The following is a 25,978-nucleotide window of genomic DNA, read 5'->3' as shown; positions in this document are numbered from 1 at the left end:
CGCGGGCCCGGCGCTAGAGCCGCATGGGCATGATGACGTAGCGGCTGCCTTTTTCGCCTGAGCCGCTGATCAGGCAGCTGCTGTTGGCATCCGTGAGACCGATCTCCACCGTGCTTTGGTCCACGGCCGCGAGTGCCTCCAGCAAATAGGTGACATTGAAGCCGATTTCGATGGCATCGCCGCTGTATTCGACCTCGATCTGGTCTTCGGCCTCTTCCTGCTCGGGATTATGGGCCTGGGTGCTGAGCGAATTGGGTCCCAGCGTGAGTCGAACGCCGCGATATTTCTCGTTCGAGAGGATGGCCGTGCGCTGCAACGCCTGGCGCATGACATCGCGATCCGCCTTCACCGTGTGCGGTGGCGTGGCCGGGATGACGCGGCCATATTCGGGGAATTTGCCGTCAATAAGCTTCGAAGTGAAGCGAATATCGCCGATCTGGGCGCGAATGTGATTGGAGCCTATTGCCAGTTCGAGGTTGTCTTCACCCGCCAGAATGCGTTGCAGCTCCAACACGCCTTTGCGCGGCACGATCACCTGCAAGGCATGGCTGGCTTTTTCGTTGAGCGCCGTCTCCGCAAGCGCCAGGCGGTGACCATCGGTCGCCACGGTGCGCAGCGTCTTGCCCTCGGTCTCGAGCAAGAGCCCGTTCAGGTAGTAGCGGACATCCTGTTGCGCCATCGAAAAATGCGTTTTGTCGATGAGGTGCTTGAAGGCCGCCTGAGGGAGCGTCAAGGTCTCGCGCGATTTGATGTCCTCGATGACAGGAAAATCCGCCGCCGGGAGTCCCGCCAAGGTGAAACGGCTGCGTCCCGCGCGCATCTGGATCTTCTCGCCGTCTGCGCTCAAGGTGATCTCCGCCGTCTCGGGCAGTGCGCGACAGATATCGAGGAACTTGCGCCCGGGCACGGTGATGTCCCCCGGCTGACTCACCCGCGCCGGGCTTCGCGCCACGAGTTCCACTTCGAGATCCGTACCGGTCATGGTCACGCTGTCGTTGCGTGCCGAGAGCAGGATGTTCGACAGGATCGGCATGGTCTGCCGCCGCTCGACAACGCCGATGACGGACTGGAGCGGTTTTAGAAACTGATCTCTGGTTGCGGTGATCTTCATAGAAGTTCTTGTTGCAGTGTTAGAGCCTGTGAATGATGCAGATAACCCGAAAAACCGTGCACGATCAGGAATCTGCGCAGCAAGTGATTGCACGCAAACCCTGGTGCATGCCGGGCGCAGCCTGTGGATGAGTCATGAACAACTTTTTATCCCCTTTTGTCCACAGCGACTACACAGTCAACCTGCCAGGGTTCTCAACAGGTTGTTGTACTCGTCGTTGACCTGGTGATCGCCGTCGCGCAACTCGCGGATGCGCTTGCAGGCATGCAGCACGGTGGTGTGATCGCGACCGCCAAAGGCGTCGCCGATTTCCGGCAGGCTGTGGTGCGTGAGTTCCTTGGCGAGTGACATGGCCACCTGCCGCGGCCGCGCGATGGAGCGCGAACGGCGCTTGGAGAGCAGATCGGTGAGACGCACTTTGTAGTAGTCCGCCACGGTTTTCTGGATGTTCTCGATGGTGACCAGCTTCGATTGCAGTGACAACAGGTCTTTCAGCGCTTCGCGTGTGAAATCGACATCGATGGCGTGACCGGTGAAGCGGGCATTGGCGATGACGCGGCGCAGCGCGCCCTCGAGCTCGCGGATGTTCGAGCGGATGCGCTTGGCAATGAAAAACGCAACGTCCTCGGGCAGGCGCACGCCCGCCGATTCGGCCTTGGCTATCAGGATCGCCGCCGAGGTCTCGAGCTCCGGCGGCTCGACCGCCACCGTGAGGCCCCAGCCGCAACGCGATTTGAGGCGCTCCTCGAGGCCGTCGATTTCCTTTGCATAGCGATCGCTCGTCAGCACCACCTGCTGTTGACCTTCGAGCAGCGCGTTGAAGGTGTGGAAAAACTCCTCCTGCGAACGCTCCTTGCCCGCGAAGAACTGGATGTCGTCGATGAGCAGCGCATCGAGCGAGCGATAGGCGGTCTTGAATTCGTTGATGCGATTGTGCTGCAGCGCCTTGACCATATCGGAGACGAAACGCTCGGAGTGCACATAGGCAACGCGTGCCGCCGGGTTGCGCTGGCGGATGACGTGGCCGATCGCCTGCATCAGATGGGTTTTGCCGAGGCCAACACCGCCATAGATGAACAACGGGTTGTAGGCTTTGCCCGGATTTTCCGCGATCTGCTGCGCAGCGGCCTTGGCGAGCTGGTTGCTCTTGCCCTGCACGAAGGCATCGAAGGTAAATTGTGGATTGAGCCTCGCGCCAAGCACCAGGCCCTCGGCATGGCGTGGCGCGCTGTCGGGCAAACGCGGCGCGAGCGGCGTACCCGCTGCAATCGCCCGGGCGCCGACCTCCACGGTGATGATAGGCACTGCGCCGGCACTGGCGCTGGTGAGCAGCTCACCGATGCGGGTCAGGAGATTTGCGTTGACCCAGTCGACCACGAAACGATTCGGCGCGAGGAGCTTCAGCGTGCCATCGGCCTCGACGGCCTGCAGCGGCCGCACCCAGGTGTTGAAATGCTGCTCGGGGAGTTCCTCGGCGAGCGTAGAGGCACAGTGGCTCCAAAGCGACGCGTCCAAACCGCGACTCCTTAACGATGGTTCCGGGTTGATCGAGGAAAAGGGGCGCAAGTTTAAACCTTGCCCCGGGCCTCTTAAAGCCTTCATATTGACAGTCGTGTGCCCGCTCTTTACCCTCTGCGCCCTTTTTTCGTTTCCTCTCCATACCTTAGGGCCCACACATCATGAAGCGCACATATCAGCCCAGTAAGGTCCGCCGGGCACGCACTCACGGGTTTCGCGCCCGCATCGCCACCCGTGGTGGTCGCAAGGTGCTCGCGCGCCGACGCGCCAAGGGCCGCAAACGCCTGGTGCCCTGAGCGCCAGCGCGCTCGCCTTGCCTGAATCGCGGACGATCGCCCCGCCGCTGACGTTGCCGGCGTCGCGCCGGCTGCGCCTTGCGCGCGAATTCACCGTCGTTCACGCCAAAGGCCTGCGCATCGGCGACGGATTCTTTACCATGGCCTATACAAGCAATAATCTCGGCGCAGCGCGCATCGGCCTGGCAATTTCCAAACGCGCGATCGGCAAGAAATCAGTCGACCGCAACCGGATCCGACGACTGATTCGTGAATCGTTCCGCTTGAACCAGCACCAGCTGCCGGCGGTCGATGTCGTGGTCTCGGCGCGCCACCGTGCGCAGGGCGCCGACCGGGCGCAATTGCGCGCGAGCCTCGAGAGTCTTTGGAAGAAACTGGCGGCAACATGCGAATCATCGCGCTCGGTCTGATCCGGATCTACCAGTGGACACTGAGTCCGCTGCTTGGGCCACGCTGCCGTTTCTATCCGAGCTGCTCGCACTACGCCCACGGCGCCATCCTGGAACACGGTCTGCTGCGTGGCGGTGTCCTGGCCTTGCGTCGTCTGGGCCGATGCCATCCCTGGCACCCCGGTGGTTTCGATCCTGTACCCAAAAGCCCGACTTCAGCGGCTGATTGAATCAAATGAGAAACAATATTCGCATGTTCCTTTGGCTGCTGCTCGGCCTGGCGCTGTGGTTCAACTTCGAGACCTGGCAGCGCGATCAGCTCGCGAGCCAGTCCGCCTCGGCTAGCACGGGCACGGACACACCGGCCGCTGCGCAAGCGTCTGCATCGAACCCGGGCACCGATGCCCCCGCATCCACCACCAGCCTGTCCGAGGATGTCCCTGTCGTTGCCGATGCGCCTACGCCGGAGGCGGCAGCACCGGCCGCCGCGGCAGCGGATGAGACAAGCGCGGGCAAGGTGGAACTCAACGCCGGCACGGTGCGGGTCAGCACCGACGTGCTCGATCTCACCATCAGTCTGCGCGGCGGGGCGCTGATCAATGCCGAGTTGCCGCGCTACCCGCTGGTGAAGGGCGGCGATCAGCCGGTCGAGCTTTTCAACCAGCATGGCGCCGGATCGACCTATACGCTGCAGACCGGCCTTACCGGGCCGACGCAAGTGCCCCACCCGACGCACATCGCTACATTCACGGCGGACGCGCCGGAGTATCGACTGATGACCGGCTCCGATGAATTGCGCGTGCCGTTGCGATGGACCGACGCGAGCGGCGTGACGGTCACCAAGACCTTCACCTTCCGCCGCGGTTCCTACCGCATCGATCTCGACTACGCCGTCACCAATCGCAGCAACGCCGCCTGGAGCGCCGCGTCCTACGCGCAGATCGTGCGCCAGGACCCGCCGGTGAAGCGCTCGATGTTCAATGTCGAGAGTTATGCGTTTCGGGGGCCGGCCTATTGGGATGGCAAGAAATACCAGAAGCTCAAGATCAACAAGGAAGAGGACCTCAATCTCGAGCGCAAGATCCAGGGCGGCTGGATCGCCGGCATGCAGCATCATTTCGTCTCGGCCGTCGTTCCGGACGCACAAGGTGAATACGCCTATCGCCTGAAAGCGGGCGGCATCGAGTACCAGTTGTCGGTGGTGGGTCCGACGAAAGCCATCGCCGCGGGTGCGACCGGCCAATTCCACGAGACGCTGTTCGTGGGACCGAAGTTGCAGAAGCAGCTCGACGCCACCGGTCCGGATCTCGATCGCGTTGCCGATTACGGCATGCTGACCGTGCTCGCCAAGCCCCTGTTCTGGGCACTCAACAAGGCCCATTCCGTGCTTGGCAACTGGGGCCTTGCCATCATCGTCATTACGTTCCTGTTGAAGCTCGCGTTCTATCCGCTGTCCGAAGCCTCGGGCAAATCGATGGCGCGGATGCGCACCATGGCGCCGCGCATCAAGGCGCTGCAGGAGACCTACAAGGACGATCGCGAAAAGCTCGGCCGCGCCATGATGGAGATGTACCAGCGCGAGAAAATCAATCCGCTCGCCGGCTGCCTGCCGATGCTGGTCCAGATGCCGGTGTTCTTCGCGTTCTACTGGGTGCTGCTCGAGAGCGTCGAGATGCGCCAGGCACCCTTCTATGGCTGGCTCACGGACCTGTCCTCGCGCGACCCATTCTTCATCCTGCCGGCGATCATGGCGGCCGCGATGTTCGTGCAGTACAAGTTGAATCCTGCGCCGCCCGATCCCGTGCAGGCCAAGGTCTTCGCCATCCTGCCCTTCGTGATGTCGATCACCTTCGCTTTCTTCCCGGCCGGCCTGGTGCTCTATTGGGTGACCAACACCATTTTGTCGATCGCACAGCAATGGAATATCAACCGGCGGATCGAGGCGTCGGAAAAAGCCCGGGCGACCTGATACCCGAGGAGCGATTCGCAGATGAAACTGAGCAAGCGCGATTTTCTGGTGCTGGCCGGTGCGGCCGGGGCGATGTCGGTACTGCCGACGGCGCGCGCCGCGCGTACCCCGGCGCTGCAGAGCCTCACGAGCGGCGTGGCGCCCATTTCGGTCGCAGAACGCAAGGCACGTGTCGCCAAGGCGCAGCGATTGATGGCCGAGCAGAACATCGATGCACTCCTGCTCGAAGCCGGTTCGGCGCTCGTTTACTTCACGGGCGTGCACTGGTGGCGGTCGGAGCGGTTCACCGGCGCGGTCATTCCACGCGAAGGCGAGATTGCCGTCGTCACGCCCTACTTCGAAGAGCCCTCGGTACGCGAGAGCCTGAGTTTCGGCGATGACGTGCGCACCTGGAACGAGCACGAGAATCCGTTCGAGCTCGTCGCCGGCATTCTCGCCGATCGTGGCCTAACGGCGGGGCGCGTTGGCATCGAGGAAACCGTGCGGCACTTCATCGTCGATGGCGTGCAAAAGGCCGCGCCCGAATTCACGCTGCTCTCCGGCAGCGCCGTCACGCGGGGCTGCCGCATGTACAAATCGGCCGCCGAGATTGCCCTGCTGCAGGCGGCGAATGACGTGACCCTGGCCGCCTACCGCCATGTGTACAAGCAGATCCACAAGGGCATGACCAGCCAGCAGATCGCCACGGCCATGAACGAGGCCACGGTGGCGCTCGGCGGCGCGCCCGGTTTTTCGATGGTGTTGTTGAACGAAGCGAGCGCCTATCCCCATGGCAGCGCGCAGCCGCAGGTCGTCAAGGCAGGCGGCATCGTGCTGATGGACTGCGGTTGCTCCGTGCACGACTACCAGTCCGACATCTCGCGGACCTTCGTGTTTGGCGAGCCGAGCAAGAAGCAGCGCGACGTCTGGAACACCGTGAAGCGCGGCCAGGAACTGGCCCTCGAGACGGCCGCGCCCGGCACGCCCGCGGGCCGCGTCGATGATGTCGTACGTGCGTTCTACGAGAGCAAGGGCTACGGTCCGGGCTATCGCACGCCCGGGTTGTCGCATCGCCTCGGGCACGGCATCGGCATGGACGTGCACGAGCCGGTGAATTTCGTCCACGACGAGACAATGCCGCTCGCGCCGGGCATGTGTTTTTCCGATGAACCGGGTATTTACATCTTCGGTGAATTCGGCGTGCGGCTGGAGGATTGCCTGCACATGACCGAGGCGGGGCCGAAGCTGTTCACCGCACTCGCGCCATCCCTGGACCAGCCTTTCGGTTGACCTGCAGCCGTCGCTGCCGCGCCACTGGCAGCCAGGTCCGCCCCGGCGTTACATTGGCGGGATGGAGGAGGCGGACACCATCGTCGCGGCGGCCACCCCGCCCGGGCGTGGCGGCGTAGGCATCGTGCGCATCTCCGGGCCGCGCGTCGCGGCCATTGCCGGGGCGATGCTCGGGAAGCTCCCCGAGGAGCGGCGCCTGGTCCTCGCAGCCTTTGCCGATGCCGCCGGCAAGCCGATCGACATCGGCATGGCCGTGTATTTCGCGCCGCCGCGCTCCTATACGGGTGAAGCGGTTCTCGAGCTGCAGGGCCATGGCGGCACGATGGTGGTCGAGGCACTGATCGCCAGGGCGCTCGAGCTCGGCGCGCGCCGCGCCGAGCCCGGTGAATTCACCCAGCGCGCCTTTCTCAATGACAAGATCGACCTCGCGCAGGCCGAAGCCGTTGCCGACCTCATCGACGCCGGCTCGGTGGAAACGGCCCGCGCCGCCATGCGCTCGCTGCAGGGCGAGTTCTCGGCCATGGTCAATGGTCTTGCCGAGGCGCTTGCCGATCTTCGCGCCTATGTCGAGGCCGCGATCGATTTTCCCGAAGAGGAAATCGATTTTCTTGCTGACCAGGAACTCCTCGAGCGCCTGAACGTGGTGCGCGAGCACCTGGGCGGTGTCGAGCGCAGCGCACAACAGGGACAGCTACTGCGCGATGGCATGACGGTAGTCATTGCCGGGCGGCCGAACGTCGGCAAGTCGAGCCTGCTGAATCGGCTCGCCGGCTACGACGCCGCCATCGTGACCGACGTGCCGGGCACCACCCGCGACATCCTGCGCGAGCGCATTCATGTCGATGGCATGCCGTTGCATGTGCTCGACACGGCGGGTCTGCGCGACTCGAGCGACGTCGTCGAGATCGAAGGCCAGCGTCGCGCCCATGCCGAATTCGCGCGCGCCGATCGCCTGCTGTTCGTGATCGATGCCGCGGTGGATCCCGATGGCCGCGCCTTCACCGAAGTGCGCGAGCGATTGCCGCGCGATGTGCCAGTGACGCTGGTGTTCAACAAATGCGATCTCGCAAGCGGCGTGCCGCTCGGCGACACCATCAGCGGGCCGCCACGGGTGACGCTCTCGGCACGCACCGGCGAGGGGCTCGATGTGCTGCGCATGCATCTTGCGCAAAGCATGGGCTATCGCGCGGCTGGCGAAGGCACGGTATCGGCGCGCCGCCGCCATGTCGAGGCGCTCGCGATCTGCCGCCAGCACGTCGAGGAAGCGGAGCTGCAGCTGCGCGAGACGCGCGCGGGCGAGCTCGTTGCCGAGGAACTGCGCCTTGCGCAGGAGTCACTCGGCCAGATCACCGGTGCGATATCGAGCGATGAGCTCCTTGGGCGGATCTTCGCGAGTTTCTGCGTCGGCAAGTAGATCGCCACCAGCGGCGACCGTAGAATCGAACCGCCATGGAAGATATTTTCGTTCCCAAGAGCACGCCCGCCGATGCCCTCGTCGGTCCGCTGCATACCGTCAGCATCGTTACCCATGATGCCGCGACCTTCGACCGGCTGTTTCGCGATGGCTACCATCTGACGGCTTCGGACTGGCAGACGCCTGCCGAGCAGGACTGGCCGCGAGTCAACGACTACCTCGGTTTTCATCGCGATCATCGCTGGCGGGTCGCCTGCTATACCCGCGCCGGCGTCGGCGCCAACCTGCAGATTCGCGTCTTCGACCTCAAAGCCAGCACGCCGCTCGTGCGCCAGGGCTACGAGGGTCTCTATTGTGGCGGTGCCACGATCAGTTTTCCTGTGGTCGACATGCCCGCGCACGAGAAGCGCATGACGGCGCTCGGCGTTGAGTCGACCGTCGGCATCCGGGAATTGCAGTTCAAGAGCCCCGCCGGCGAGACCTACACGTCGGCCGAGATTCTCTACAAGGTGCCGGAGAATGTTTTCCTGCTGGCCGTGCGGCGCCCGGAGATCTTCCTGCCGGTTGGCCCCATCGACCCGGCCGATGGCATGGGAGGCGCGGCCTATTCCGCGCGTTGCGTCGCCAAGGCCGACGCCATCAACGACATGTTGCGCGACGTACTCGGCTATGAAATTCGCCGCGACATGATGTTCGACATCGGCGAGAACTCGGCCATCTATCTGCCGGCGGGCATACGCGAGCGCTTCATACAGGCGTTTGCGCCCGGCTCCCGGACGGGCTACCTCATCCTCATGGACCATGGGTCGGCGAGCCGCCCGACAGCGGCGCCGAGCGAAGGACCGCCAAACCGCGGCATCGTCATGTGGAGTTTTCCCACGCGCGATCTCGCCGCTGTGCATGCGCGCGCGGTCAAGTCCGGCGCCAGGGTCAAGAAGCCGCCCGGCGAACACGGCAGCCCCTTCCTGGGTCGGCACCGCTCCATGCTGCTCGAGGATCCGGAAGGGTTCGTGTTGGAGGTTTTCGAAGCGGCGTAGCGCGAACTCATAGACGCTATCTATCGAAACGATTCAATCAATCGATTTCACCTCCTGAGCCAATCTGCGTAGTGTGGCTGTCGGAACGATCCACCGATCACAGGAACCGACAGCCATGACTACGCCAAGCCAGTGTCCCATGCATCACGCCGGAGGCGGCACCACGAACCGCGACTGGTGGCCCAACCAGCTGCGGCTCGACATCCTGCACCAGCACTCCGCCAAGTCGAATCCCATGGACACGGCATTCAACTACGCCGAGGCATTCAGCCAACTCGATCTCGCCGCGGTGAAAAAGGACCTGACGGCCCTGATGACCGATTCGCAGGACTGGTGGCCAGCCGACTTCGGCCACTATGGTCCGCTCTTCGTGCGCATGGCCTGGCACAGCGCCGGCACCTACCGCGTCGGTGATGGTCGCGGCGGCGGCGGGCGCGGCCAGCAGCGCTTCGCGCCGCTGAACAGCTGGCCGGACAATGTCAGTCTCGACAAGGCCCGACGGTTGCTGTGGCCGATCAAACGCAAATACGGCCATCAGATTTCCTGGGCTGACCTGATGATACTCGCCGGCAATGTCGCGCTCGAATCCATGGGCTTCAGGACCCTCGGTTTTGCCGGCGGACGCGAGGACGTGTGGGAACCGGACCAGGACATCTACTGGGGTGCGGAACATGCCTGGCTGGACGGCAAGGCCCGCTACTCGGGCGAGCGCGATCTCGAGAATCCACTGGCCGCCGTCCAGATGGGCCTGATCTACGTCAATCCGGAAGGCCCCGACGGCAAGCCCGACCCGATCGCGGCTGCCAGGGACATACGCGAGACCTTCGCCCGCATGGCCATGGACGACGAGGAAACGGTGGCGCTGATCGCCGGCGGCCATACTTTCGGCAAGACGCATGGCGCCGCCGCGGCGACGCACGTCGGCGCCGATCCGGAGACGGCCGATCTCGAACAACAGGGCCTCGGATGGCAGAACAGCTTTGGCAGCGGCAAAGGCGGCGATGCGATCACGAGCGGCCTCGAGGTCACCTGGACCACGACGCCGACTCGCTGGAGCAACGACTTCTTCGAGCACCTGTTCGGCTTCGAATGGGAATTGACCAAAAGCCCGGCGGGGGCCTACCAGTGGCAACCCAAGGCCGGTGCCGGCGCAGCCACGGTACCGCATGCCCATGACAAATCCCGGCGCATCGCGCCGGCGATGCTCACAACGGACCTGTCGCTGCGTTTTGATCCGATCTACGAGAAGATTTCACGCCGCTTCCACCAGGACCCGGATCTGTTCGCAGACGCCTTCGCGCGCGCCTGGTTCAAATTGACCCATCGCGACATGGGTCCGCGTGCCCGCTACCTCGGCGCCGACGTGCCGGCGCAGCAATTCAACTGGCAGGATCCCATACCGCCGGTCGATCATCCGCTGGTCGATGCCGGCGACATCGCGACCCTGAAAGCGGCGATCCTCGCGTCGGGCCTTACCGTGAGTGAGTTGGTCACCACCGCCTGGGCTTCTGCCGCGACGTTTCGCGGCTCAGACAAGCGCGGCGGAGCCAATGGCGCCCGCCTCGCGCTGGCGCCGCAGCGCAACTGGGCAGTGAATCAACCCGCCGAGCTCGCAAGAGTGCTTGCGCAGCTCGAACGAATCCGCAGCGATTTCAACAACAGACCGCGGCAGGGCCGGAAAATCTCGCTCGCCGATTTGATCGTGCTCGCCGGCTGCGCCGGTATCGAACGTGCGGCCGGGCTTGCGGGCACGCAGCTGATCGTGCCCTTTTCTCCAGGGCGCATGGATGCATCGCAGGCTGAGACGGACGTGGAGGCGATGGGCGTACTCGAACCGCGCGCTGATGCCTTCCGCAACTACGCGCGCGGGGATGATGCTGCACGTGCCGAGCAGTTGCTACTCGACCGTGCCCAGCTGCTGACGCTCACTGCTCCCGAGATGACGGTACTCTTGGGCGGCCTGCGTGCTCTAAACGCGAATGTCGGCGGCTCTGCGGACGGTGTGTTCACGGAGCGACCGGGCGTGCTCAGCAACGACTTCTTCGTCACCTTGCTCGACATGGACCTCGAATGGCGCCCCCTGTCAGCCCGCAAGGACCGCTACGCCCTGATCGAGCGCAAGAGCGGCAAGCAGAAATGGACCGCGAGTCGCGTCGATCTCGTATTCGGCTCGAACTCCCAGCTGCGTGCGCTTGCCGAGGTCTATGCCAGCGACGACGCCCGGGAGAAGTTCATCGCCGATTTCGTCAAAGCCTGGGTCAAGGTGATGAACCTCGATCGCTTCGACCTGCGCTGACGTCCCTGTCGATCGGCGTTTCCACTCCGGGGGCCGCGGACATCACGCGTGGTGAGCTGTTTCGGGGGCGAATTCGGTACTAACCCCTGGGGGAGACAAACGCGCGCAGCCGCGTGCCCCGGGGAGGTAGCGGGAAATGACGAATTCGCCAGGACTGAAAGGGTTCCTTTCCCTTGGACTGCTGGTTTGCCTGCTGGCGGGCTGCGGTCAGGACGCGCCCCCGCAGACCTACACCATCGGCGGCACGATCACGGGGCTGAAAAACCCGGCGCTCGAGCTATTGGCCATCTATGAATTTCCGGACGGTAGCCAATCGAACGAATTCATTACCGCGACCGCAAATGGTCCGTTCTCGTTCACCAAGGCATTGCCCTCCGGCACGCTCTACGAGGTCCTGGCCGGTCCGGATCCACTGGCGTTGCAAAGTCCCGTACAACGTTGCGATGGCGCCAATTCCGCGGGTGCCACCACCGGCGTTATCGCCAGTGCAAACGTCGATGACATCCAGATCGTCTGCAAAGACGCCTACCGCGTCAGCGGTGTCGTTACGGGCCTCGAAAATGTGCCCAAATCGAATGCCTCGAGCGCAAACATCCTCGTACTGAATGTCGATGTCGCGCCCGCGACCGGTTGGCTGAACCAGCCGAACATCCGCGACAACGGCACGTTCGAATCCGAGATTTTCCTGCTGGCCGGTGAATCCTACGAGGTTACCGTCCTGCAACAGCCGGGCGATCCGACGCAGACCTGCAGTGTTTTCGACGGCAGGGGGACGATCGTTGCCAGCAATGTCACCAACATACGCATCGATTGCACCAGTTTCGCCATAGGCGGTACGGTAGTGGGGCTGTCCGGCACGGGATTGCAGCTCGCCATCAGCGCCGATCCCGACCCACCTCCCATCGGCGGACCGAGACCGCTGCTGGATGTCGAACTGCTCGACATCAGCGCGAACGGCCCTTTCCAATTTGACCTGCAACTGCCGGACGGCGCCTATTACCAGGTCAACATCAAGAGGCAACCCACCAATCCCCCGGAGGGTTTCGCCCGCGGCCTGACCGAGATCTGCAGGATCGAAAACGCGGAGGGCTACATTGCTGGCCAGGATGTCGACAACATCCGCGTCATCTGCCCGGAGCCGAAGCGCGCGTGGAAGTACTACGGCAACGATCAGTCCCGGATTGGTCCGCCGTCTGTGCTATGGGAGGACGAGAAGACCGGTGGCGTCGTCGATGACATCTTCGACTTCAACAACGCCCTGGATGGCGGCATGGACTTCAACCGCGCAGGGCGCTACGGAAACATCAACCCGATATTTGCGCGCTACTTCAATGACGACATCACGCACGGGGCCGTTCACTCGAGCGCAAGCGGCGAGACTTTCTGGACCGCCGTGGAGTCTGCGCGCACCGGGTACGGGTCTCGAAGCGCCTGGCTGAGATCCACCTGGCATTTCAGAAAGGCAGCGCCGGCGACCAAGCTGACTTTCCACCTGACTCACGTCAACCTCTTTGCCGAGAATGATGTCGGACCGGTGAACGGGCTGCAGCCGTCATTCGGCAGCCTGTTTGCGGGCGCGTTTGTTGTCTTCGAAGCCTACAAGGTCGACCCCGCAACCGGTGCGCCGGAGCAGAAATCCTTCTACCTCAACAGCGGCGCAGTCGCTCTCGATGCGAGAGCGGACCCGATTGCAGAGCGCACGCGTTGGGATTACGACGCCTTTGTCTCCAATACCGGCCTTGATGATCTATGGACCCGGAGCGACTTCGAATTCGTCCCCAACCAGGACGCACTCGGCCGCGGCACGGGTTTTGTAAACCTCGTCCGGACCATACCGGTGGACATCGATCTCACGGATCTCGCGGTGGGCGAGGAGTTCATCGTCGACGCATTGGCCATCACCCAGGCATGGGACTCCTACACTCAGGAATTCGGCGCCAGCATGGCCTATTTTCGCGACCCCGCGACTTTCGATCCGAATGATCCTGACGCCGGCGTCGGCGGCATGGCGTTGATCGATGCCGAGGGACTCGCGTTGCTCGACGTACCAGACGGCGTCGAGGCACCTGGGGAAGGATCCATCTCGCCGATAGGCGGCTGCCAGGACAACGCGGCCGAGAAGAGCATTCTCGAATTCGACACTGCCGAGTACCGAGTCAGCGAGCGCGAACTGTTGACCCGCCAGATCAAAGTGAAGCGCAGCGGCAATCCGGCCGGCCTCGTCAGCGCCAACGTCACATTGACGCCCGGTTCAGCCGCCGAAAACATCGACTATGTGGCGCGCGATTATCTGCTTCGTTTCGGCGACTTCAGCGTCTCGCCGCGCATCGTCGACCTGTCGATCATCGATGATCCGGACGAGGAACCCGACGAAACGCTGACCCTGACGCTCGGCAATCCGGGTGGTTGCGCCATCATCGGTCCCCAGGCGACGGCCACGGTTGTCATCGTCGATGATGATGCTGTGGCAGAGACTTATACCGTGGGCGGTGTGGTGTCAGGCCTTGCGGGCTCAGGGCTCGTCTTGTGGGAGAGCATCACCAGCCAGCAGCTCGATATCGCGACCAGCGGAGCCTTCACCTATCCCCGCCGCTTCGGCAACGGTTCACCCTACAACGTGCAGGTAACGGCGCAGCCCGACAATCCGGCGCAGAACTGCACCGTCACCAATGGCGCGGGCACCATCAATGCCGCGTCCGTGGCCAACATCACCGTCGCCTGCACCACCTTGTCCGCATCGACAGGACTGGATCCGGCTTTTGGCAGCGCCGGCAAGACAGTCGACAGTGCCTTGTCAGGTGCCGTTGATGTTGCATTGCTCGGGGACGGCAAGGTTCTCGTACTCAGCAGCGACAACAAGGTCTCCCGCTACGGTGCCGACGGCCTTCTCGATACGGGTTTCGGCACGGGTGGCTACGCCACGATTAACATCAATGGTCCGGGCCGCGACTTCATGACCGCATTTGCCGTGCAAGCCGATGGCGCCATTGTCGTCGTGGGTTACAGCAAGGCGCGACTCGCCAATGCAACCGACGACTTCGTCGTGTTGCGGCTCAATGCTGACGGCACACCGGATCTCAACTTCGGCGGTCAGGGCACCGGCATCGTGTTGACGGATTTCGCGCTCGCGACGGATCGGGCAACGGATGTACTGATCCAGCCGGACGGCGCGATTGTCGCCACCGGCCATGCGCAGGTGCTCGCAGCGCAGGGCAACGACTTCGCCGCCGTGCGTTTCGACAGCACGGGCGCACTCGATGCGAGCTTCGGCAACGGTGGCAAGGTCTCGACCGACATCGCGGGCCAGACGGATCTTGCCTATGCCGCGGCGTTGCAGGCGGATGGCAGCATTCTCGTCGGCGGCCGGGTCGCCGACAGCGGCGGCGCCGATCCGGACTTTGGCCTCGTGCGCTATAGTGCCAACGGTCAGCTCGATGCGAGCTTCAATGGCAGCGGCATCCTCATCGATTCGACCAACTATTGGGATGAAGTGCGCGATCTGCTCGCGCAGCCCGACGGACGTATAGTCGCCGTGGGCTATGCCGGAATCGGCGTCCCGAGTCTGGTCATGCGCCGCTACAACAGCGACGGCAGCCGCGACAACCTGTTCGGCACGAGCGGCAGCGGCGAAGTCCTGGATGACAGTCTCTATTACGGCAGCGTGCACGGCAGCGCCGCGGCCCTAGAGGTCGATGGCGATATCGTCGTGGTCGGCACAGGCAACAGCGATTTCGCCATCGCGCGCTACGACCCGCTGGGTCAACGGGATAATGGCTTTGATAGCGACGGACTACTGTCGATCGATTTCTTCGGTGGACTGGACGATGCCAGGGCAGTTGCGATCCAGCCGGATGGCAAGATCATCGCGGCTGGCGAAATACGCAATGGCGTATCTGCGGAGCTCGGGCTCGTGCGTGTCGTGCCCTGAGGGCCCTACTTGCGTCCCCGCCGAGCGCCATGATCCGCCCCGCAGCGATTCGTCGGCCATGCTAGTCTCAAGCCGTCATGGGCCGCAAGGTTTCGATACCGCCAGCGCTTGCCGAGACGCTTGCGCACCTATTCGGGGAATCCGTCAGCGACGTCGAAGTCATCGAGTATTCCTACATCGCGCGCTGCCACCCGCGCATGGTGGCAACGACCCGACCCGGGCGGATCTATCTGCGCGGCAGTGCCGAGGACTTCTTCGGCGATCTTCCCCTGGTGCTGCACGAGTTCTTCCACGTGGTCAGGCAATGGCGCCCCGGACACATGACGGTATGGCGCTATCTCCTCGAATCGTTCCGACGTGGCTACGAGGACAATCGCTTCGAAGTCGAGGCACGTGAGTTTTCCACGGACGAGCACTACCGCTGCCGGGCGCTCCTCGCGCGACACGCCAGCCGCCTCGACGGCGGGCACAAAGCCTGATGCGGGCTATTCGGTGCGCAACTTGCCGCTTGCGCGGGCGTTGTGGATCGCGATCAGGTCCATGAGTTCGGGCGAAAGACAATCGTAGGGTTCGAGCCCGAGCCTGGTGAGCCGCGTGCGTACGGATTTCATCTGCGATGGCGGCGTACCCGACTCGATCACCGATGAGACGAACGCCGCGAACGTCGGTGCCGCCCAGCCTTTTTCCGCGAACAGCTCCGGATGTATGAAATCGAGGCCATGGAACGGATGCCCGCTGTCCTCGATGCGGCCATACATGTGCACGCCGCACTCGCGGCAGGCGTGACGGCGGATGACCGCGTTTTCATCGACGACGGCGAGCTTCTCGCGTTGAACTGCTACCCTGAGCTTGTCGCGGGGCACGACGGCCACCATCGAGAACATCGCACCGGCCGGTTTCCAACAGCGCGTACAGCCACAGACATGGTTGTGCGCGCATTGGCTGGCAACGAAGACCAGCACCTTGGCATTGCTGCAGTGGCAACTGAGAGTGCCGCCGGAGAATTTGGCGCTCGCCCGCGCCTTGCCCTGATCCACCCGGGGGTGGATCGCAATCGAAGAAGCCATGCCCAACTCCTTAGGCCGACTCGGCTCATGCAAATGTGTTGCCCGGCACTTTCGCGCTTCAATGGGCCGGTTGCAAGGTTCTGCGGAGTGCGGCCATGGATTGGCCCACAACTAGGGGTTTACCTGACGCCGCCTAACTGAAGAGGTTCTCCCGCCGGTACAGTCGCCCGGCCAACCAGGCGAGCATGCCGCCCAGCGCCGCCGCGCTCCCGGCGGATATCGCCACGTCGAGCGCCGGGACGGGATCGTCGCGCAGCAGCGCAGTGATCAGAAAATGCTGGCTGAGCGAGGGCAACCACATCAGTGCGCGGGTGGGTGCCAGGCCGAGGAGGCCAGCGAAAGCGAGCGGTAGCGTGGGCAACATCACCAGCAGACTCAAATAGGTCTGCGCTTCGCGGTAACTGCGGGTGAAGGAGGCAACGACGGTCATGAGGGCCGCGCCGGTGAGCGCCAGTGGCGCTGCGGCCAGCGCGATGCGCAGGGCCGTCCAGGGCCCTAGATTTGCGGTCATTCCGAAACGCTCGAGTCCGATGAGCTGAAAGAGCACGGCGCAGGCGGCTACGGTGACCACGAGCGATATCAGCATATAGGCAATGGTCGCAACGATCTTTCCGTAGACCAGGTGCTCGCGCCGCACCGGCAAGGCGAGCAGCGGCTCGAGGCTGCCACGTTCGCGCTCGCCGGCGGTGGTGTCGATCGCAAGGTACATGCCGCCGGCGAGCATGGCGAGCAGCACCAGCGCACTTAACATGCCAAGCGCGAGTGCGCCGCGCGTCTTGGCTGTTGCCACGTCGATATCCTGCACGACGATCGGCAACACGACCGTCGGGTCGATGCCCGCGAGTTCCAACCGCGTCTGGGCAATGCCCTGCGCGTGGCGGGTGATCAACGCCGTGACCCGTTGCACGCCGGCATCCTTCATGGGCTCGGAGGAATCGCTGTAGAGACGTAACGGTGCGGGTTCGCCCGCGGCGAGCTTCGCGGCATAGTCATGCGGAATCTCGAGTATGAGCTGTTCGCGACGTTCTTCGATGGCACGCCGCGCCGCAGTTTCACCGAGCCTGACCGCGCGTGGCCGGACATTGAACTGCCCGAGGTAGGCCAGCAGGTTGGGCGCGCGTTCGCTGTGTATCACTGGCAGATCGATCGGCTTGTCCTGGCGCTGATCACCGCGCTCGAGCGCGATCCACAGTGTCAGCGCCAGCATCATGGGGCCGAATAGCGGGCCGAACAACAATGCGGTGAGGAGGCTCCGCCGATCGCGCAGGTTCTCGAGAAATTCCTTGCGGGCCACGGTGAGTACGGGCGCGCTCATGCGATGCCTTCGCCGGAGCCGATGAGTTGCAGGAAGGCGTCTTCGAGGTTGTCCCGGCCCGTGCGCTCGCGCACCCCGGCGAGGCTGTCCTGCAGCACCACGCGCCCGCCTGCGATGACGATGACTTCATCGCAGAGGCTCGCCACCTCCTGCATCACATGACTTGAAAACAGTACGCAACAGCCTTCCTCGCGCAGCTCCCCGATGAGACGGCGCAGATGCCGCAGTGCCATGACATCGAGGCCATTGGTCGGCTCATCGAGCAGGATATTGCGCGGCCCGTGCACCAGCGCGCGTGCCAGCGACGTCTTGAGGCGCTGACCCTGCGAGTAGCCTCTCGTGCGCCGGTCGGCAAAACCTCGCATGTCGAGTCGCTCGATCAGCTTGTCCGCGGAGGCGGCTGCGGCTTCAGCCGTCATGCCCTGCAGTGCGGCGTAATAAAGAATGTTCTCCCTCGCCGTGAGCTGTGCGTAAAGACCGGAGACATGGGTGAGCACGCCGATGCGACGCCGCGCAGCGAGTGCATCGACGCGGGTATCGATACCATCGACGAGTGCCTGGCCGCTGTCGGGCTCGAGGACGGTGTAGAGCATGCGCAACGCCGTCGACTTGCCGGCGCCGTTCGGACCAAGCAGGCCGGTGATGCGGCCGTCCGCCGCCGCAAAGCTGATCCGGTCGGCTGCCCTTACGGCGCCAAAGTGCTTGCAGAGTTCGCGCGCTTCGAGCATTTCCGTCAGGGCGCCGGGCCCGCGCGGCTCAGCCAGAACGGCGGCACGACGACGCGCTCGAGACAGGAGGTATCGAGCGCTGAGGCATCGCCGCTGTCAAGGAATTCCGCCATCAGTTTGTCCATGCAGGGGCGGGTCAACTGGCCATGCCCCTGACCGGGCAGCACGATATGCCGGGCCGCCGGCAGTTTCTCCATGGCGAGCTCGGCATAGCGCGGAGGTGTCACCGGGTCGGCCGCACCGGAGAGCAGCAGCGCTGGCGTGTCCGCTGCCAGTGGCTCGCGAAAACCGTCGTCCACCTGGCCACGCGGCCAGTGCTCGCAGACAGCCTGCATGGCATCGAGCGCTCGCGCCCCCATGAAGCTTTTCTGCAGCGCTGCACGATCCACATGGGCCGGATCGACATAGGGCAGGTCTTCGCTGCAGACGACGCTGTTGTTGAGGCCGACCGCGATGGCGCGCTCCAGTGACTGACTGGTCAAGACAAAGCGCGCCGCCAATGGTCGATAATCGCCCGCCGCCGCTGCGCGATGCAATTCATAGGGCAAGGTCGCGGCGCGCGTGGCCGCGTAGGTAGCGAGCCGCAGGACGATGGCGAGATGCTCGGGTCCGAAGGCGATTGTCCCGGGTGCATCGGCGAGCGGTTGCTGCAGGATCACCTCGACGGGCGCAACTTCGAGTTTTGCGCGCACCTGCCGGTAATCGCGGTGCACATCACCGAAGGCCTGCCGGCAGTCCCGGGCAGCGGCGCAACGATCGAGTACGGATTCAAGAGCCGCTTCGGCATCGAGTGCGATCTGCGGACCGAGCGCGACCTGCGGCGCCGCGACACCGTCGAGTATCAGCGCGCGTACGCGCTGCGGGTAGAGACGCGCGTAGTGCTGCGCAAGCCGGGTCCCGTAGGATGCGCCGTACAGATTGATCCGCTCATAACCGAGAGCGGCGCGCAGGGCTTCGAGATCGCGCGCGCTCTCGGCGGTCGTGTAGGCCGCCAGATCGGCGCGAGCGGCGAGTTGATCGCGACATTGCGTTGTGATGCGCACGACGTCGGCGATGGCGGTCGAGAGCAGTTCGTTGTCGTCGATGGCGCAATCGAGCCGGTTCGATTGGCCGGTACCGCGCTGGTCCAGCAACACGATGTCGCGATCGCGGCGGATGCGCTCGAACGCTGGCGCAACCGCGGCATAGAACTCGGTGGCGGCCATGCCCGGGCCACCGGCAAGCACGAACAATGGATCCGCACGACTGCGATGGCTGATGGCCGGAACGCGGGCCATGTACAGACGCAGACTGCGGCCTCGCTGTTCCCGGTTCTCTGGCACGATGAGCCAGCCACACTGCGCCGCGATGCTGCCGAGGCCGAGCGGATCGCTGAGCGTGCAGGGCGCGAGGGCGATGGGCGCTGCGATCGCCGCCGGTGCCGACGCGTCAGCGCAGATGCCAGGCAGGGCAAGCGCCGTCGCGATGAGTGCGCCGGTCAGGCGGGTAAAACGGGACAGGGCGGGCGTAGGGGCCGGCATGGGTGAGCGCAAGAATAGCGGATTTGTCCGCTGAAACCGTGATTTGGCGAACCGATCCCGCGTCTTCCCGGGGCTTATGCGCGATGATCCGATAGGCTCTAGAATACGCGGCCCTATGAACTCCACGCGCTCATTCGATGTCATCGTCGTGGGTGGCGGTCATGCCGGCACCGAGGCCGCGCTCGCGGCGGCGCGCCTCGGCGCGAGATGCCTGCTGATCACGCAGCGTCTCGATGCGCTCGGACAGATGAGCTGCAACCCCGCCATTGGCGGCATCGGCAAGGGCCATCTGGTGCGCGAGATCGACGCACTCGGCGGTTTGATGGCGCGGGCCACCGATCAGGCCGGGATCCAGTTTCGTACCTTGAATGCCGCCAAGGGACCTGCGGTGCGCGCAACCCGTGCACAGGCTGATCGCAAGCTGTACAGGCAAGCGGTGCGCAGTCACTGCGAAACGCAACCCAACCTGACGCTCACCGCCGATGAGGTCGCGGACCTCATGATCGAATCCGGTCGTGTGCGCGGCGTCGTCACGGCAAGTGGAGCTCGTCACCGTGCACCGCGCGTCGTGCTCACGGTGGGGACCTTCCTCGGGGGACGGATCCACGTCGGCCTCGAACAGCACGCGGGCGGTCGCGCGGGCGATCCGCCGTCACTGCGTCTGGCCGCGCGATTGCGGGAATTGCCCATCGAAGTCGGTCGCCTGAAGACCGGCACACCACCACGCCTCGCGGCGTCGAGCATCGATTTCAGTCAGCTCGCCGTGCAGCATTCCGACGACCCGCGGCCGGTGTTTTCCTTTCTCGGCATGCGCGAGGAGCATCCGCCGCAGCGGCCCTGCCATATCACGCACACCAACGAACGCACCCACGACATCATCCGCGCGGCGTCGGATCGCTCGCCGATGTTCACCGGGCGTATCGAAGGCGTGGGGCCGCGCTACTGCCCATCGGTCGAGGACAAGGTACAGCGCTTCGCCGATCGCAGCGCACACCAGGTGTTTCTCGAACCCGAAGGCCTCGACAGCGAGGAGGTCTATCCCAACGGCATTTCCACGAGCCTGCCGGCCGATGTGCAGCTCGCGTTCGTGCGCAGCATCCGCGGGCTCGAGCGGGCCGTCATGACGCAACCGGGCTATGCCATCGAATACGACTACTTCGATCCTCGCGGCCTCGCGCCGACGCTCGAGACGCGCGCGATCCCGGGCCTTTATTTCGCCGGCCAGATCAACGGTACGACAGGCTATGAGGAAGCGGCGGCGCAGGGGCTGATCGCGGGAGTGAACGCAGCGCTCGCGTCAATGGAGCGCGCAGCCTGGTGGCCGACTCGACAGGAAAGCTACATCGGCGTGCTGATCGACGATCTCATCGGACAGGGCGTGCGGGAACCCTATCGCATGTTCACCTCGCGCGCCGAACACCGGCTGCTATTGCGCGAGGACAATGCGGATCTGCGCCTGACGCCGCGCGGTCGCGAACTCGGCCTGGTGGACGATACGCGTTGGCGTTTTTTCGAAGCCAAGCGCGAGGCGATCGAGGCGGGCGTCAGGCACCTGGCCGGCAGCCGGTTGTCGAGCTCGCGCCTGCCCGCCGACTGGCTGGAGCCGAGCGGTGCACAGTCTGCAGATCGCGTGCACAACGCCTGGCAGCTGTTGCGACGGCCCGGTGTCGAAGTCGGGCGGCTGCTCGATCTGACCGATGGTTTCGAGTTGCCCGCGGATCCGCGGCTGCGCGAGCAACTCCTGCTGCAGCTGCAGGTGCGCGCCAAATACCACGGTTACATCGAACGCCAGCAGCTCGAGATCGCGCGCCAGCGTGAGCATGAAATGCGCGGCCTTCCCGCGGACCTCGACTATCAACGCGTTGCCGGGCTGTCGAACGAAGCGCGCCAGAAACTCGAGCAGGCGCGGCCGATGACCCTGGGACAGGCTGCGCGTCTCGCGGGCGTCACACCGGCGGCCATTTCGGTGCTGCTCATCCACCTCAAGAAATCGAGCCGCGCCGCCTGATGCGCCGCGGCCTGGCCATCGTCGCCCTCCTGCTGCAAAGCGCCTGCAGCGGCGGCGGGCAATCCGCGCAGCCGGGCGCCGAGGCGGCACCGGCGGGCGGCGCGGGGGCGTCGAAGATCCTGTTGCGCGGTATCGGCAACGAACCCGATTCGCTCGATACCCAGCGCGCGCGCACCTTCGAGGCCCACACCGTGCTGCGCGATATCTGCGAACCACTATTGACACTCGATGCCAGCGGCGCGCCGGTGCCTGGCGCCGCGGCGCGCTGGCAGGTCAGTGACGACGGCAAGACCTATGTCTTCGAGCTGCGCCCGCGGCTGCGATGGTCTAACGGCGATGCCGTACTCGCCGCGGATTTCGTCGCCGGGCTGCAGCGCCTGGTGGACCCGGCCGTCGCCTCGGCCTATGCCGAAGTGATTGCGGTCGTGCGCAATGCGCTGCCCATCGTCGCCGGGCGCGAGTCGGTGCAGGCGCTCGGCGTACGCGCACTCGATGAACGACATGTCGAGATCGATCTCGAAACGCCAGCTGCTTACCTCACGGCCCTGTTGTCACACCCCTCGACCTGCCCCGTGCATCGCGCGACCCTTGCGAAAAACGGCGACGTCGCATTCAAGCCTGGCGTCGCGGTCGGTAACGGCGCCTTCGTACTGCGCGAGTGGGTGCAGGGTTCCTATATCCTTCTCGAGCGCAACGCCAACTACTGGAACGCCGCGGCGACGCAGCTCGACGCCGTGCGCTACATCATCGGCACGGACGACAACGCGGAGTTCAATCGCTATCGCGCCGGCGCCCTGCACATCACCGGCAGCCTGCCGCGCAATCGCATCGACGAAGTGCGCCGCGACTACGCAAATGATCTGCATCAGCATGCCCAGCTCGGTACCTACTTCCTCGCCTTCAGTCTCGATCGCGAACCCTTTCGCGATCGTCCGGGCATACGCCGCGCCTTGTCGATGACGCTCGATCGCGAGCGCATCACCGAGTCGGTCACACGCGCCGGCGAGCTGCCGGCCTATGGCTGGGTGCCGCCCGGCGTGCATGACTATGACAGCCAGAGTTTCGATTATCGCGACTGGCCGGCGAGCCGGCGACTCGCGGAGGCGCGGCGGCTCCTGCGTGAGGCCGGCTTCGGTCCATCGCGACCACTGCGTTTTACGCTCCTCTACAACAACGGCGACATGCACGCGCGCCTTGCAGTGGCGGCCGCGTCGATGTGGAAGGAAGCGCTCGGCGCCGAGGTGAGCCTGCGTGGCATGGAATTCAAGGCGCTCATGAACGAGGTCGACATACGCGCCGCGGACATGTTCCGGCTGGCCTGGATCGGCGATTACAACGATGCCTGGTCATTCCTGCAGTATTTCAACAGCAGCTTCGGTGTGAACCTCACGCGCTACGGCAATCCCGCCTACGATGCGCTGCTCGCGCGGGCGGCGAATGAGCCGGCCGGGCGTCGCGCGCTTCTCGAGCAGGCCGAGCGCATGCTGCTCGCAGATCATCCGTTGATCCCGGTGTATTTCTACGTCAACAAGCACCTGGTGCGACCCGAGGTCAGGGGCTGGTATGACAACGTGATGGACGTCTGCTACAGCAAGGACCTGTCCCTGCAATAACGACGGGCCGGACGCCTCGCGACGCCCGGCCCGAGCGGTTCCGCAACGAGACGATCAGCCCCGTGAACGGTCGTTGTGCTTCTTGCGATAAATGCGGCGGCTTTCCTTGTTCGCCTTGTGCTGCAGGCGCGCTCGCTCGCTCGCCGTGACCACGCCATCGGACTTGGCGCGCCGCTCCATGCGACGCAGCTGGCGCTGACCCTTGATCACGCGCGCAGTCTCTGCGCGGGTCAGTTCGCCGGAGCGCACGCCCTGGCGGATGCGCTGCGCCTGGTTGGCTTCGCGCTGATCGAGCGCCGGTGTACCGGCAAAGACCGGGCCGGACAGGGCCAGCGCGGCGGCGACGGAAATCAGAACCTTCTTGTACATGTCGAACTCCTCGGGATTGACGATCGATGCGGGACTTGCCCGTTGGAGTTCAAAACGCCGGGGTCGGGGGCCGGTTGACGTCCGCCCGCCTGCAAGCTGCTATAGATTCGCTAATGATACAATAAGGTGCATTATGTACGCAATTGTCCCATCATCGGGCGGAATTCAATATGGCGGCGATCATCCGGCGCGACATCGCAGCTGATGATCTTGACGAGCGCATCGGTGAGAAAGGCGTCGACCATCTCGAGCACGACATCCGCGGCCTGACGCATGTGCTCCGAGCCATCGGTATGGCTCACGATCTTGCCCTGCCAGTGCTGCGCGCGCGGCGCCGCGGCGCGCAGGGTTTCCATGCAGCGATCGAGCAGCAGCAGGTCCGACGCCAGCGTGCGATCGGTGACATCCGCGCGGACATCGCCACGGGCGATGAAGCGCAAGTGCAGCAGGGCGCCGGGTTCCTCGACCGCGTCATAAAGACAAACCGCGAAGGTGTTGGCCAGGTCGGCAGCGAGCACGACGTCATCGCTCACCACTTCGAAGTGATCGGCTTCGACATCAATTTGGCGCAGCGTTTCGGTCATGGCGGCCCACGTGAATCGGGCCATCCTGCGCCGCCGGAAGGAGCGCGGCATTGACGCACTTCACGCCTTGGACCTCTGACGCGAAGCGGCAACAGCCATTGGCAAATCGTTGGCAGAAAGTGACGGCTACGGGCAGGTGCACGCACCCCGCCGCCGCCACTCAGTTGCCGTAGAAGGTCTGCGGCAACCAGAGGGCCAGCTGGGGCCAGCAGGCAACCGCCAGCAATGCCAGCAGTTGCAGAATGATGAAGGGGATGGCACCCGCGTAGATGGTGCGGGTTTCGACTTCCGGCGGTGCGACGCCGCGCAGGTAGAAGAGCGCAAAACCGAAGGGTGGTGTCAGGAAGGACGTCTGCAGGTTCATCGCGATCATCACGCCGAGCCAGATCGGGTCGAGCCCGAGCGCCATCAACGGTGGCCCGACGATGGGTACGACGACATAGGTGATCTCGATGAAGTCGAGCACGAATCCGAGCAGGAAAAGTGCCAGCATTACGATCAGCATGGCACCGAGTGCTCCGCCGGGCAGGCTGGCCAGTGCCTCGTGCACGACTTCATCGCCGCCGAGGCCGCGAAAGACGAGTGAGAACAACGACGCACCGATCAGGATCATGAACACCATGCTGCTCATGCGTACCGTGCCGCGCATGATGTCGGCGAGGCGCGCGAGCGTGAGCGCGCGGCGCAGGCCCGCAAGCAGCAGCGCGCCCACCGCACCGACCGCAGCGGCCTCGGAGGGAGTGGCGATACCGGCGATGATCGAGCCGAGCACGGCGAGTATCAGCAGCAGCGGGGCGAACAGGGCCGCACCGAGACGGGTCGCAAGCCCGACGCCCGACTCGCTTGCCCGCGGTGTTTCGCCAAGCGGCATCCAGGCGGGCCGCACTCGCGATATGAAGAAGAGGTAGAGGAGGTACAAGCCGACCAGCAGCAGGCCAGGCAGCAAAGCGCCGGCGAACAAGTCGCCAACCGAGACCGTCTCGGGTGAATAAATGCCGCGCTTCAGTTGCGATTGCGCGAATGCGGACGACAGCACATCGCCGAGCAACACCAGCACGATCGACGGCGGAATGATCTGCCCGAGCGTGCCGGACGCCGCGATTATGCCGCTCGACAGGCGTGCATCGTAGCGACGGCGCAGCATCGCCGGCAGGCACAACAGACCCATGGTGACGACCGTTGCGCCGACGATGCCGGTGCTCGCGGCGAGCAGGGTGCCGACGACCAGGACAGCATAGGCGAGACCGCCGCGGACGCGGCCGAACAACTGGGCCAATGCACCAAGCAGCTCCTCGGCGATGTTCGCACGCTCGAGCGTCAGGCCCATGAAGATGAACAACGGCACGGCGATCAGGGTCTCGTTGCTCATGGTGCCGAAGATGCGGCTCGGGAAAGCCTGCAGATAATTCAGGTCGAACCAGCCGAAGGCGCTGCCGAGCAACGCGAACAACAGCGACACGCCGCCCAGCGTGAACGCAACGGGATAGCCTGCCAGCAGCGCCAGCACGATACCCACGAACAATGCGAGTGCAGCGAATTCCAATTTG

Annotated in this window: 21 protein-coding genes; 12 read left to right on the top strand and 9 right to left on the bottom strand. The window is 64.4% G+C overall.

Annotated elements, in window-relative coordinates; all coding sequences use genetic code 11:
- Nucleotides 1–13: 13 nt before the first annotated feature.
- Nucleotides 14–1,111: a DNA polymerase III subunit beta gene (dnaN, locus tag R3E77_00495; protein MEZ5497882.1), complete on the bottom strand. Its 1,098-nt coding sequence runs from the start codon at nucleotides 1,109–1,111 to the stop codon at nucleotides 14–16.
- A gap of 177 nt (nucleotides 1,112–1,288) precedes the next feature.
- A complete protein-coding gene (gene dnaA / locus R3E77_00490) occupies nucleotides 1,289–2,626 on the bottom strand; it encodes a chromosomal replication initiator protein DnaA (protein MEZ5497881.1) in 1,338 nt (445 codons plus the stop codon).
- A 164-nt stretch (nucleotides 2,627–2,790) separates the two neighbouring features.
- On the opposite strand from dnaA, the gene rpmH reads away from it, so the two are divergent.
- From rpmH to R3E77_00440, 10 genes are all read left to right on the top strand, one after another.
- The gene (rpmH, locus tag R3E77_00485; protein ID MEZ5497880.1) at nucleotides 2,791–2,925 is read left to right on the top strand and encodes a 50S ribosomal protein L34; all 135 of its coding nucleotides are present in this window, start codon (nucleotides 2,791–2,793) and stop codon (nucleotides 2,923–2,925) included.
- 17 nt (nucleotides 2,926–2,942) lie between these two features.
- Nucleotides 2,943–3,335, top strand: a complete 393-nt coding sequence (rnpA, locus tag R3E77_00480; GenBank protein MEZ5497879.1) for a ribonuclease P protein component — start codon at nucleotides 2,943–2,945, stop codon at nucleotides 3,333–3,335.
- Nucleotides 3,311–3,544 carry a membrane protein insertion efficiency factor YidD gene (gene yidD, locus R3E77_00475; protein MEZ5497878.1) on the top strand — a complete coding sequence of 78 codons (234 nt, stop codon included), beginning with the start codon at nucleotides 3,311–3,313 and terminating at the stop codon, nucleotides 3,542–3,544. The genes rnpA and yidD overlap by 25 nt, the downstream gene beginning before the upstream one ends.
- Nucleotides 3,545–3,549: 5 nt before the next feature.
- A complete protein-coding gene (yidC, locus tag R3E77_00470) occupies nucleotides 3,550–5,283 on the top strand; it encodes a membrane protein insertase YidC (protein MEZ5497877.1) in 1,734 nt (577 codons plus the stop codon).
- A 21-nt stretch (nucleotides 5,284–5,304) separates the two neighbouring features.
- The gene (locus R3E77_00465; GenBank protein ID MEZ5497876.1) at nucleotides 5,305–6,552 is read left to right on the top strand and encodes a Xaa-Pro peptidase family protein; all 1,248 of its coding nucleotides are present in this window, start codon (nucleotides 5,305–5,307) and stop codon (nucleotides 6,550–6,552) included.
- A 61-nt stretch (nucleotides 6,553–6,613) separates the two neighbouring features.
- Nucleotides 6,614–7,966, top strand: a complete 1,353-nt coding sequence (gene mnmE / locus R3E77_00460) for a tRNA uridine-5-carboxymethylaminomethyl(34) synthesis GTPase MnmE (GenBank protein MEZ5497875.1) — start codon at nucleotides 6,614–6,616, stop codon at nucleotides 7,964–7,966.
- Nucleotides 7,967–8,001: 35 nt separating this feature from the next.
- The gene (locus tag R3E77_00455) at nucleotides 8,002–9,003 is read left to right on the top strand and encodes a hypothetical protein (GenBank protein MEZ5497874.1); all 1,002 of its coding nucleotides are present in this window, start codon (nucleotides 8,002–8,004) and stop codon (nucleotides 9,001–9,003) included.
- A 115-nt stretch (nucleotides 9,004–9,118) separates the two neighbouring features.
- Nucleotides 9,119–11,299 (top strand): catalase/peroxidase HPI, encoded by a 2,181-nt coding sequence (gene katG, locus R3E77_00450; GenBank protein ID MEZ5497873.1) that lies wholly within the window; start codon nucleotides 9,119–9,121, stop codon nucleotides 11,297–11,299.
- A 136-nt stretch (nucleotides 11,300–11,435) separates the two neighbouring features.
- On the top strand, nucleotides 11,436–15,227 hold the full coding sequence (locus R3E77_00445; GenBank protein MEZ5497872.1) for a hypothetical protein: 3,792 nt from the start codon (nucleotides 11,436–11,438) through the stop codon (nucleotides 15,225–15,227).
- A gap of 77 nt (nucleotides 15,228–15,304) precedes the next feature.
- Nucleotides 15,305–15,706, top strand: a complete 402-nt coding sequence (locus tag R3E77_00440) for a hypothetical protein (protein MEZ5497871.1) — start codon at nucleotides 15,305–15,307, stop codon at nucleotides 15,704–15,706.
- A 6-nt stretch (nucleotides 15,707–15,712) separates the two neighbouring features.
- Here the strand turns inward: R3E77_00440 and gfa are convergent, their stop codons facing one another.
- From gfa to R3E77_00420, 4 genes are all read right to left on the bottom strand, one after another.
- Nucleotides 15,713–16,294, bottom strand: a complete 582-nt coding sequence (gfa, locus tag R3E77_00435) for an S-(hydroxymethyl)glutathione synthase (protein MEZ5497870.1) — start codon at nucleotides 16,292–16,294, stop codon at nucleotides 15,713–15,715.
- 133 nt (nucleotides 16,295–16,427) lie between these two features.
- The gene (locus R3E77_00430; GenBank protein MEZ5497869.1) at nucleotides 16,428–17,609 is read right to left on the bottom strand and encodes an ABC transporter permease subunit; all 1,182 of its coding nucleotides are present in this window, start codon (nucleotides 17,607–17,609) and stop codon (nucleotides 16,428–16,430) included.
- Nucleotides 17,606–18,337 (bottom strand): ATP-binding cassette domain-containing protein, encoded by a 732-nt coding sequence (locus R3E77_00425; protein MEZ5497868.1) that lies wholly within the window; start codon nucleotides 18,335–18,337, stop codon nucleotides 17,606–17,608. Before R3E77_00425 ends, R3E77_00430 begins: the two co-directional genes overlap by 4 nt.
- A 5-nt stretch (nucleotides 18,338–18,342) precedes the next feature.
- The gene (locus tag R3E77_00420; protein MEZ5497867.1) at nucleotides 18,343–19,857 is read right to left on the bottom strand and encodes an alpha/beta hydrolase; all 1,515 of its coding nucleotides are present in this window, start codon (nucleotides 19,855–19,857) and stop codon (nucleotides 18,343–18,345) included.
- Between the two features lie 115 nt (nucleotides 19,858–19,972).
- Here R3E77_00420 and mnmG point away from each other — a divergent pair, with 115 nt between their 5' ends.
- Nucleotides 19,973–21,865 carry a tRNA uridine-5-carboxymethylaminomethyl(34) synthesis enzyme MnmG gene (gene mnmG / locus R3E77_00415; protein MEZ5497866.1) on the top strand — a complete coding sequence of 631 codons (1,893 nt, stop codon included), beginning with the start codon at nucleotides 19,973–19,975 and terminating at the stop codon, nucleotides 21,863–21,865.
- Nucleotides 21,865–23,478 carry a peptide ABC transporter substrate-binding protein gene (locus R3E77_00410; GenBank protein MEZ5497865.1) on the top strand — a complete coding sequence of 538 codons (1,614 nt, stop codon included), beginning with the start codon at nucleotides 21,865–21,867 and terminating at the stop codon, nucleotides 23,476–23,478. Before mnmG ends, R3E77_00410 begins: the two co-directional genes overlap by 1 nt.
- 54 nt (nucleotides 23,479–23,532) lie before the next feature.
- Here the strand turns inward: R3E77_00410 and R3E77_00405 are convergent, their stop codons facing one another.
- The 3 genes from R3E77_00405 to R3E77_00395 all read right to left on the bottom strand — a co-directional run bounded on the left by R3E77_00405 (nucleotide 23,533) and on the right by R3E77_00395 (nucleotide 25,974).
- The gene (locus R3E77_00405) at nucleotides 23,533–23,847 is read right to left on the bottom strand and encodes a hypothetical protein (protein ID MEZ5497864.1); all 315 of its coding nucleotides are present in this window, start codon (nucleotides 23,845–23,847) and stop codon (nucleotides 23,533–23,535) included.
- Between the two features lie 131 nt (nucleotides 23,848–23,978).
- The gene (locus R3E77_00400; protein MEZ5497863.1) at nucleotides 23,979–24,455 is read right to left on the bottom strand and encodes a hypothetical protein; all 477 of its coding nucleotides are present in this window, start codon (nucleotides 24,453–24,455) and stop codon (nucleotides 23,979–23,981) included.
- A gap of 136 nt (nucleotides 24,456–24,591) precedes the next feature.
- Nucleotides 24,592–25,974, bottom strand: coding sequence for a TRAP transporter large permease subunit (locus tag R3E77_00395; GenBank protein MEZ5497862.1), 1,383 nt, complete (start codon nucleotides 25,972–25,974; stop codon nucleotides 24,592–24,594).
- Between the last annotated feature and the right edge of the window lie 4 nt (nucleotides 25,975–25,978).

The organism is Steroidobacteraceae bacterium, assembly GCA_041395505.1.
Lineage (GTDB): Bacteria > Pseudomonadota > Gammaproteobacteria > Steroidobacterales > Steroidobacteraceae > JAWLAG01.
This window is presented reverse-complemented; position numbering and strand designations above follow the sequence as displayed.

Excerpts from the sequence above, each read along its gene's own strand:
- dnaN (MEZ5497882.1), bottom strand. The coding sequence starts at position 1,111 with ATGAAGATCACCGCAACCAGAGATCAGTTTCTAAAACCGCTCCAGTCC.
- rpmH (MEZ5497880.1), top strand. The coding sequence starts at position 2,791 with ATGAAGCGCACATATCAGCCCAGTAAGGTCCGCCGGGCACGCACTCAC.
- yidD (MEZ5497878.1), top strand. The coding sequence starts at position 3,311 with ATGCGAATCATCGCGCTCGGTCTGATCCGGATCTACCAGTGGACACTG.
- yidC (MEZ5497877.1), top strand. The coding sequence starts at position 3,550 with ATGAGAAACAATATTCGCATGTTCCTTTGGCTGCTGCTCGGCCTGGCG.
- R3E77_00465 (MEZ5497876.1), top strand. The coding sequence starts at position 5,305 with ATGAAACTGAGCAAGCGCGATTTTCTGGTGCTGGCCGGTGCGGCCGGG.
- mnmE (MEZ5497875.1), top strand. The coding sequence starts at position 6,614 with ATGGAGGAGGCGGACACCATCGTCGCGGCGGCCACCCCGCCCGGGCGT.
- R3E77_00455 (MEZ5497874.1), top strand. The coding sequence starts at position 8,002 with ATGGAAGATATTTTCGTTCCCAAGAGCACGCCCGCCGATGCCCTCGTC.
- katG (MEZ5497873.1), top strand. The coding sequence starts at position 9,119 with ATGACTACGCCAAGCCAGTGTCCCATGCATCACGCCGGAGGCGGCACC.
- R3E77_00445 (MEZ5497872.1), top strand. The coding sequence starts at position 11,436 with ATGACGAATTCGCCAGGACTGAAAGGGTTCCTTTCCCTTGGACTGCTG.
- R3E77_00440 (MEZ5497871.1), top strand. The coding sequence starts at position 15,305 with ATGGGCCGCAAGGTTTCGATACCGCCAGCGCTTGCCGAGACGCTTGCG.
- gfa (MEZ5497870.1), bottom strand. The coding sequence starts at position 16,294 with ATGGCTTCTTCGATTGCGATCCACCCCCGGGTGGATCAGGGCAAGGCG.
- R3E77_00430 (MEZ5497869.1), bottom strand. The coding sequence starts at position 17,609 with ATGAGCGCGCCCGTACTCACCGTGGCCCGCAAGGAATTTCTCGAGAAC.
- R3E77_00425 (MEZ5497868.1), bottom strand. The coding sequence starts at position 18,337 with ATGCTCGAAGCGCGCGAACTCTGCAAGCACTTTGGCGCCGTAAGGGCA.
- R3E77_00420 (MEZ5497867.1), bottom strand. The coding sequence starts at position 19,857 with ATGCCGGCCCCTACGCCCGCCCTGTCCCGTTTTACCCGCCTGACCGGC.
- mnmG (MEZ5497866.1), top strand. The coding sequence starts at position 19,973 with ATGAACTCCACGCGCTCATTCGATGTCATCGTCGTGGGTGGCGGTCAT.
- R3E77_00410 (MEZ5497865.1), top strand. The coding sequence starts at position 21,865 with ATGCGCCGCGGCCTGGCCATCGTCGCCCTCCTGCTGCAAAGCGCCTGC.
- R3E77_00405 (MEZ5497864.1), bottom strand. The coding sequence starts at position 23,847 with ATGTACAAGAAGGTTCTGATTTCCGTCGCCGCCGCGCTGGCCCTGTCC.
- R3E77_00400 (MEZ5497863.1), bottom strand. The coding sequence starts at position 24,455 with ATGGCCCGATTCACGTGGGCCGCCATGACCGAAACGCTGCGCCAAATT.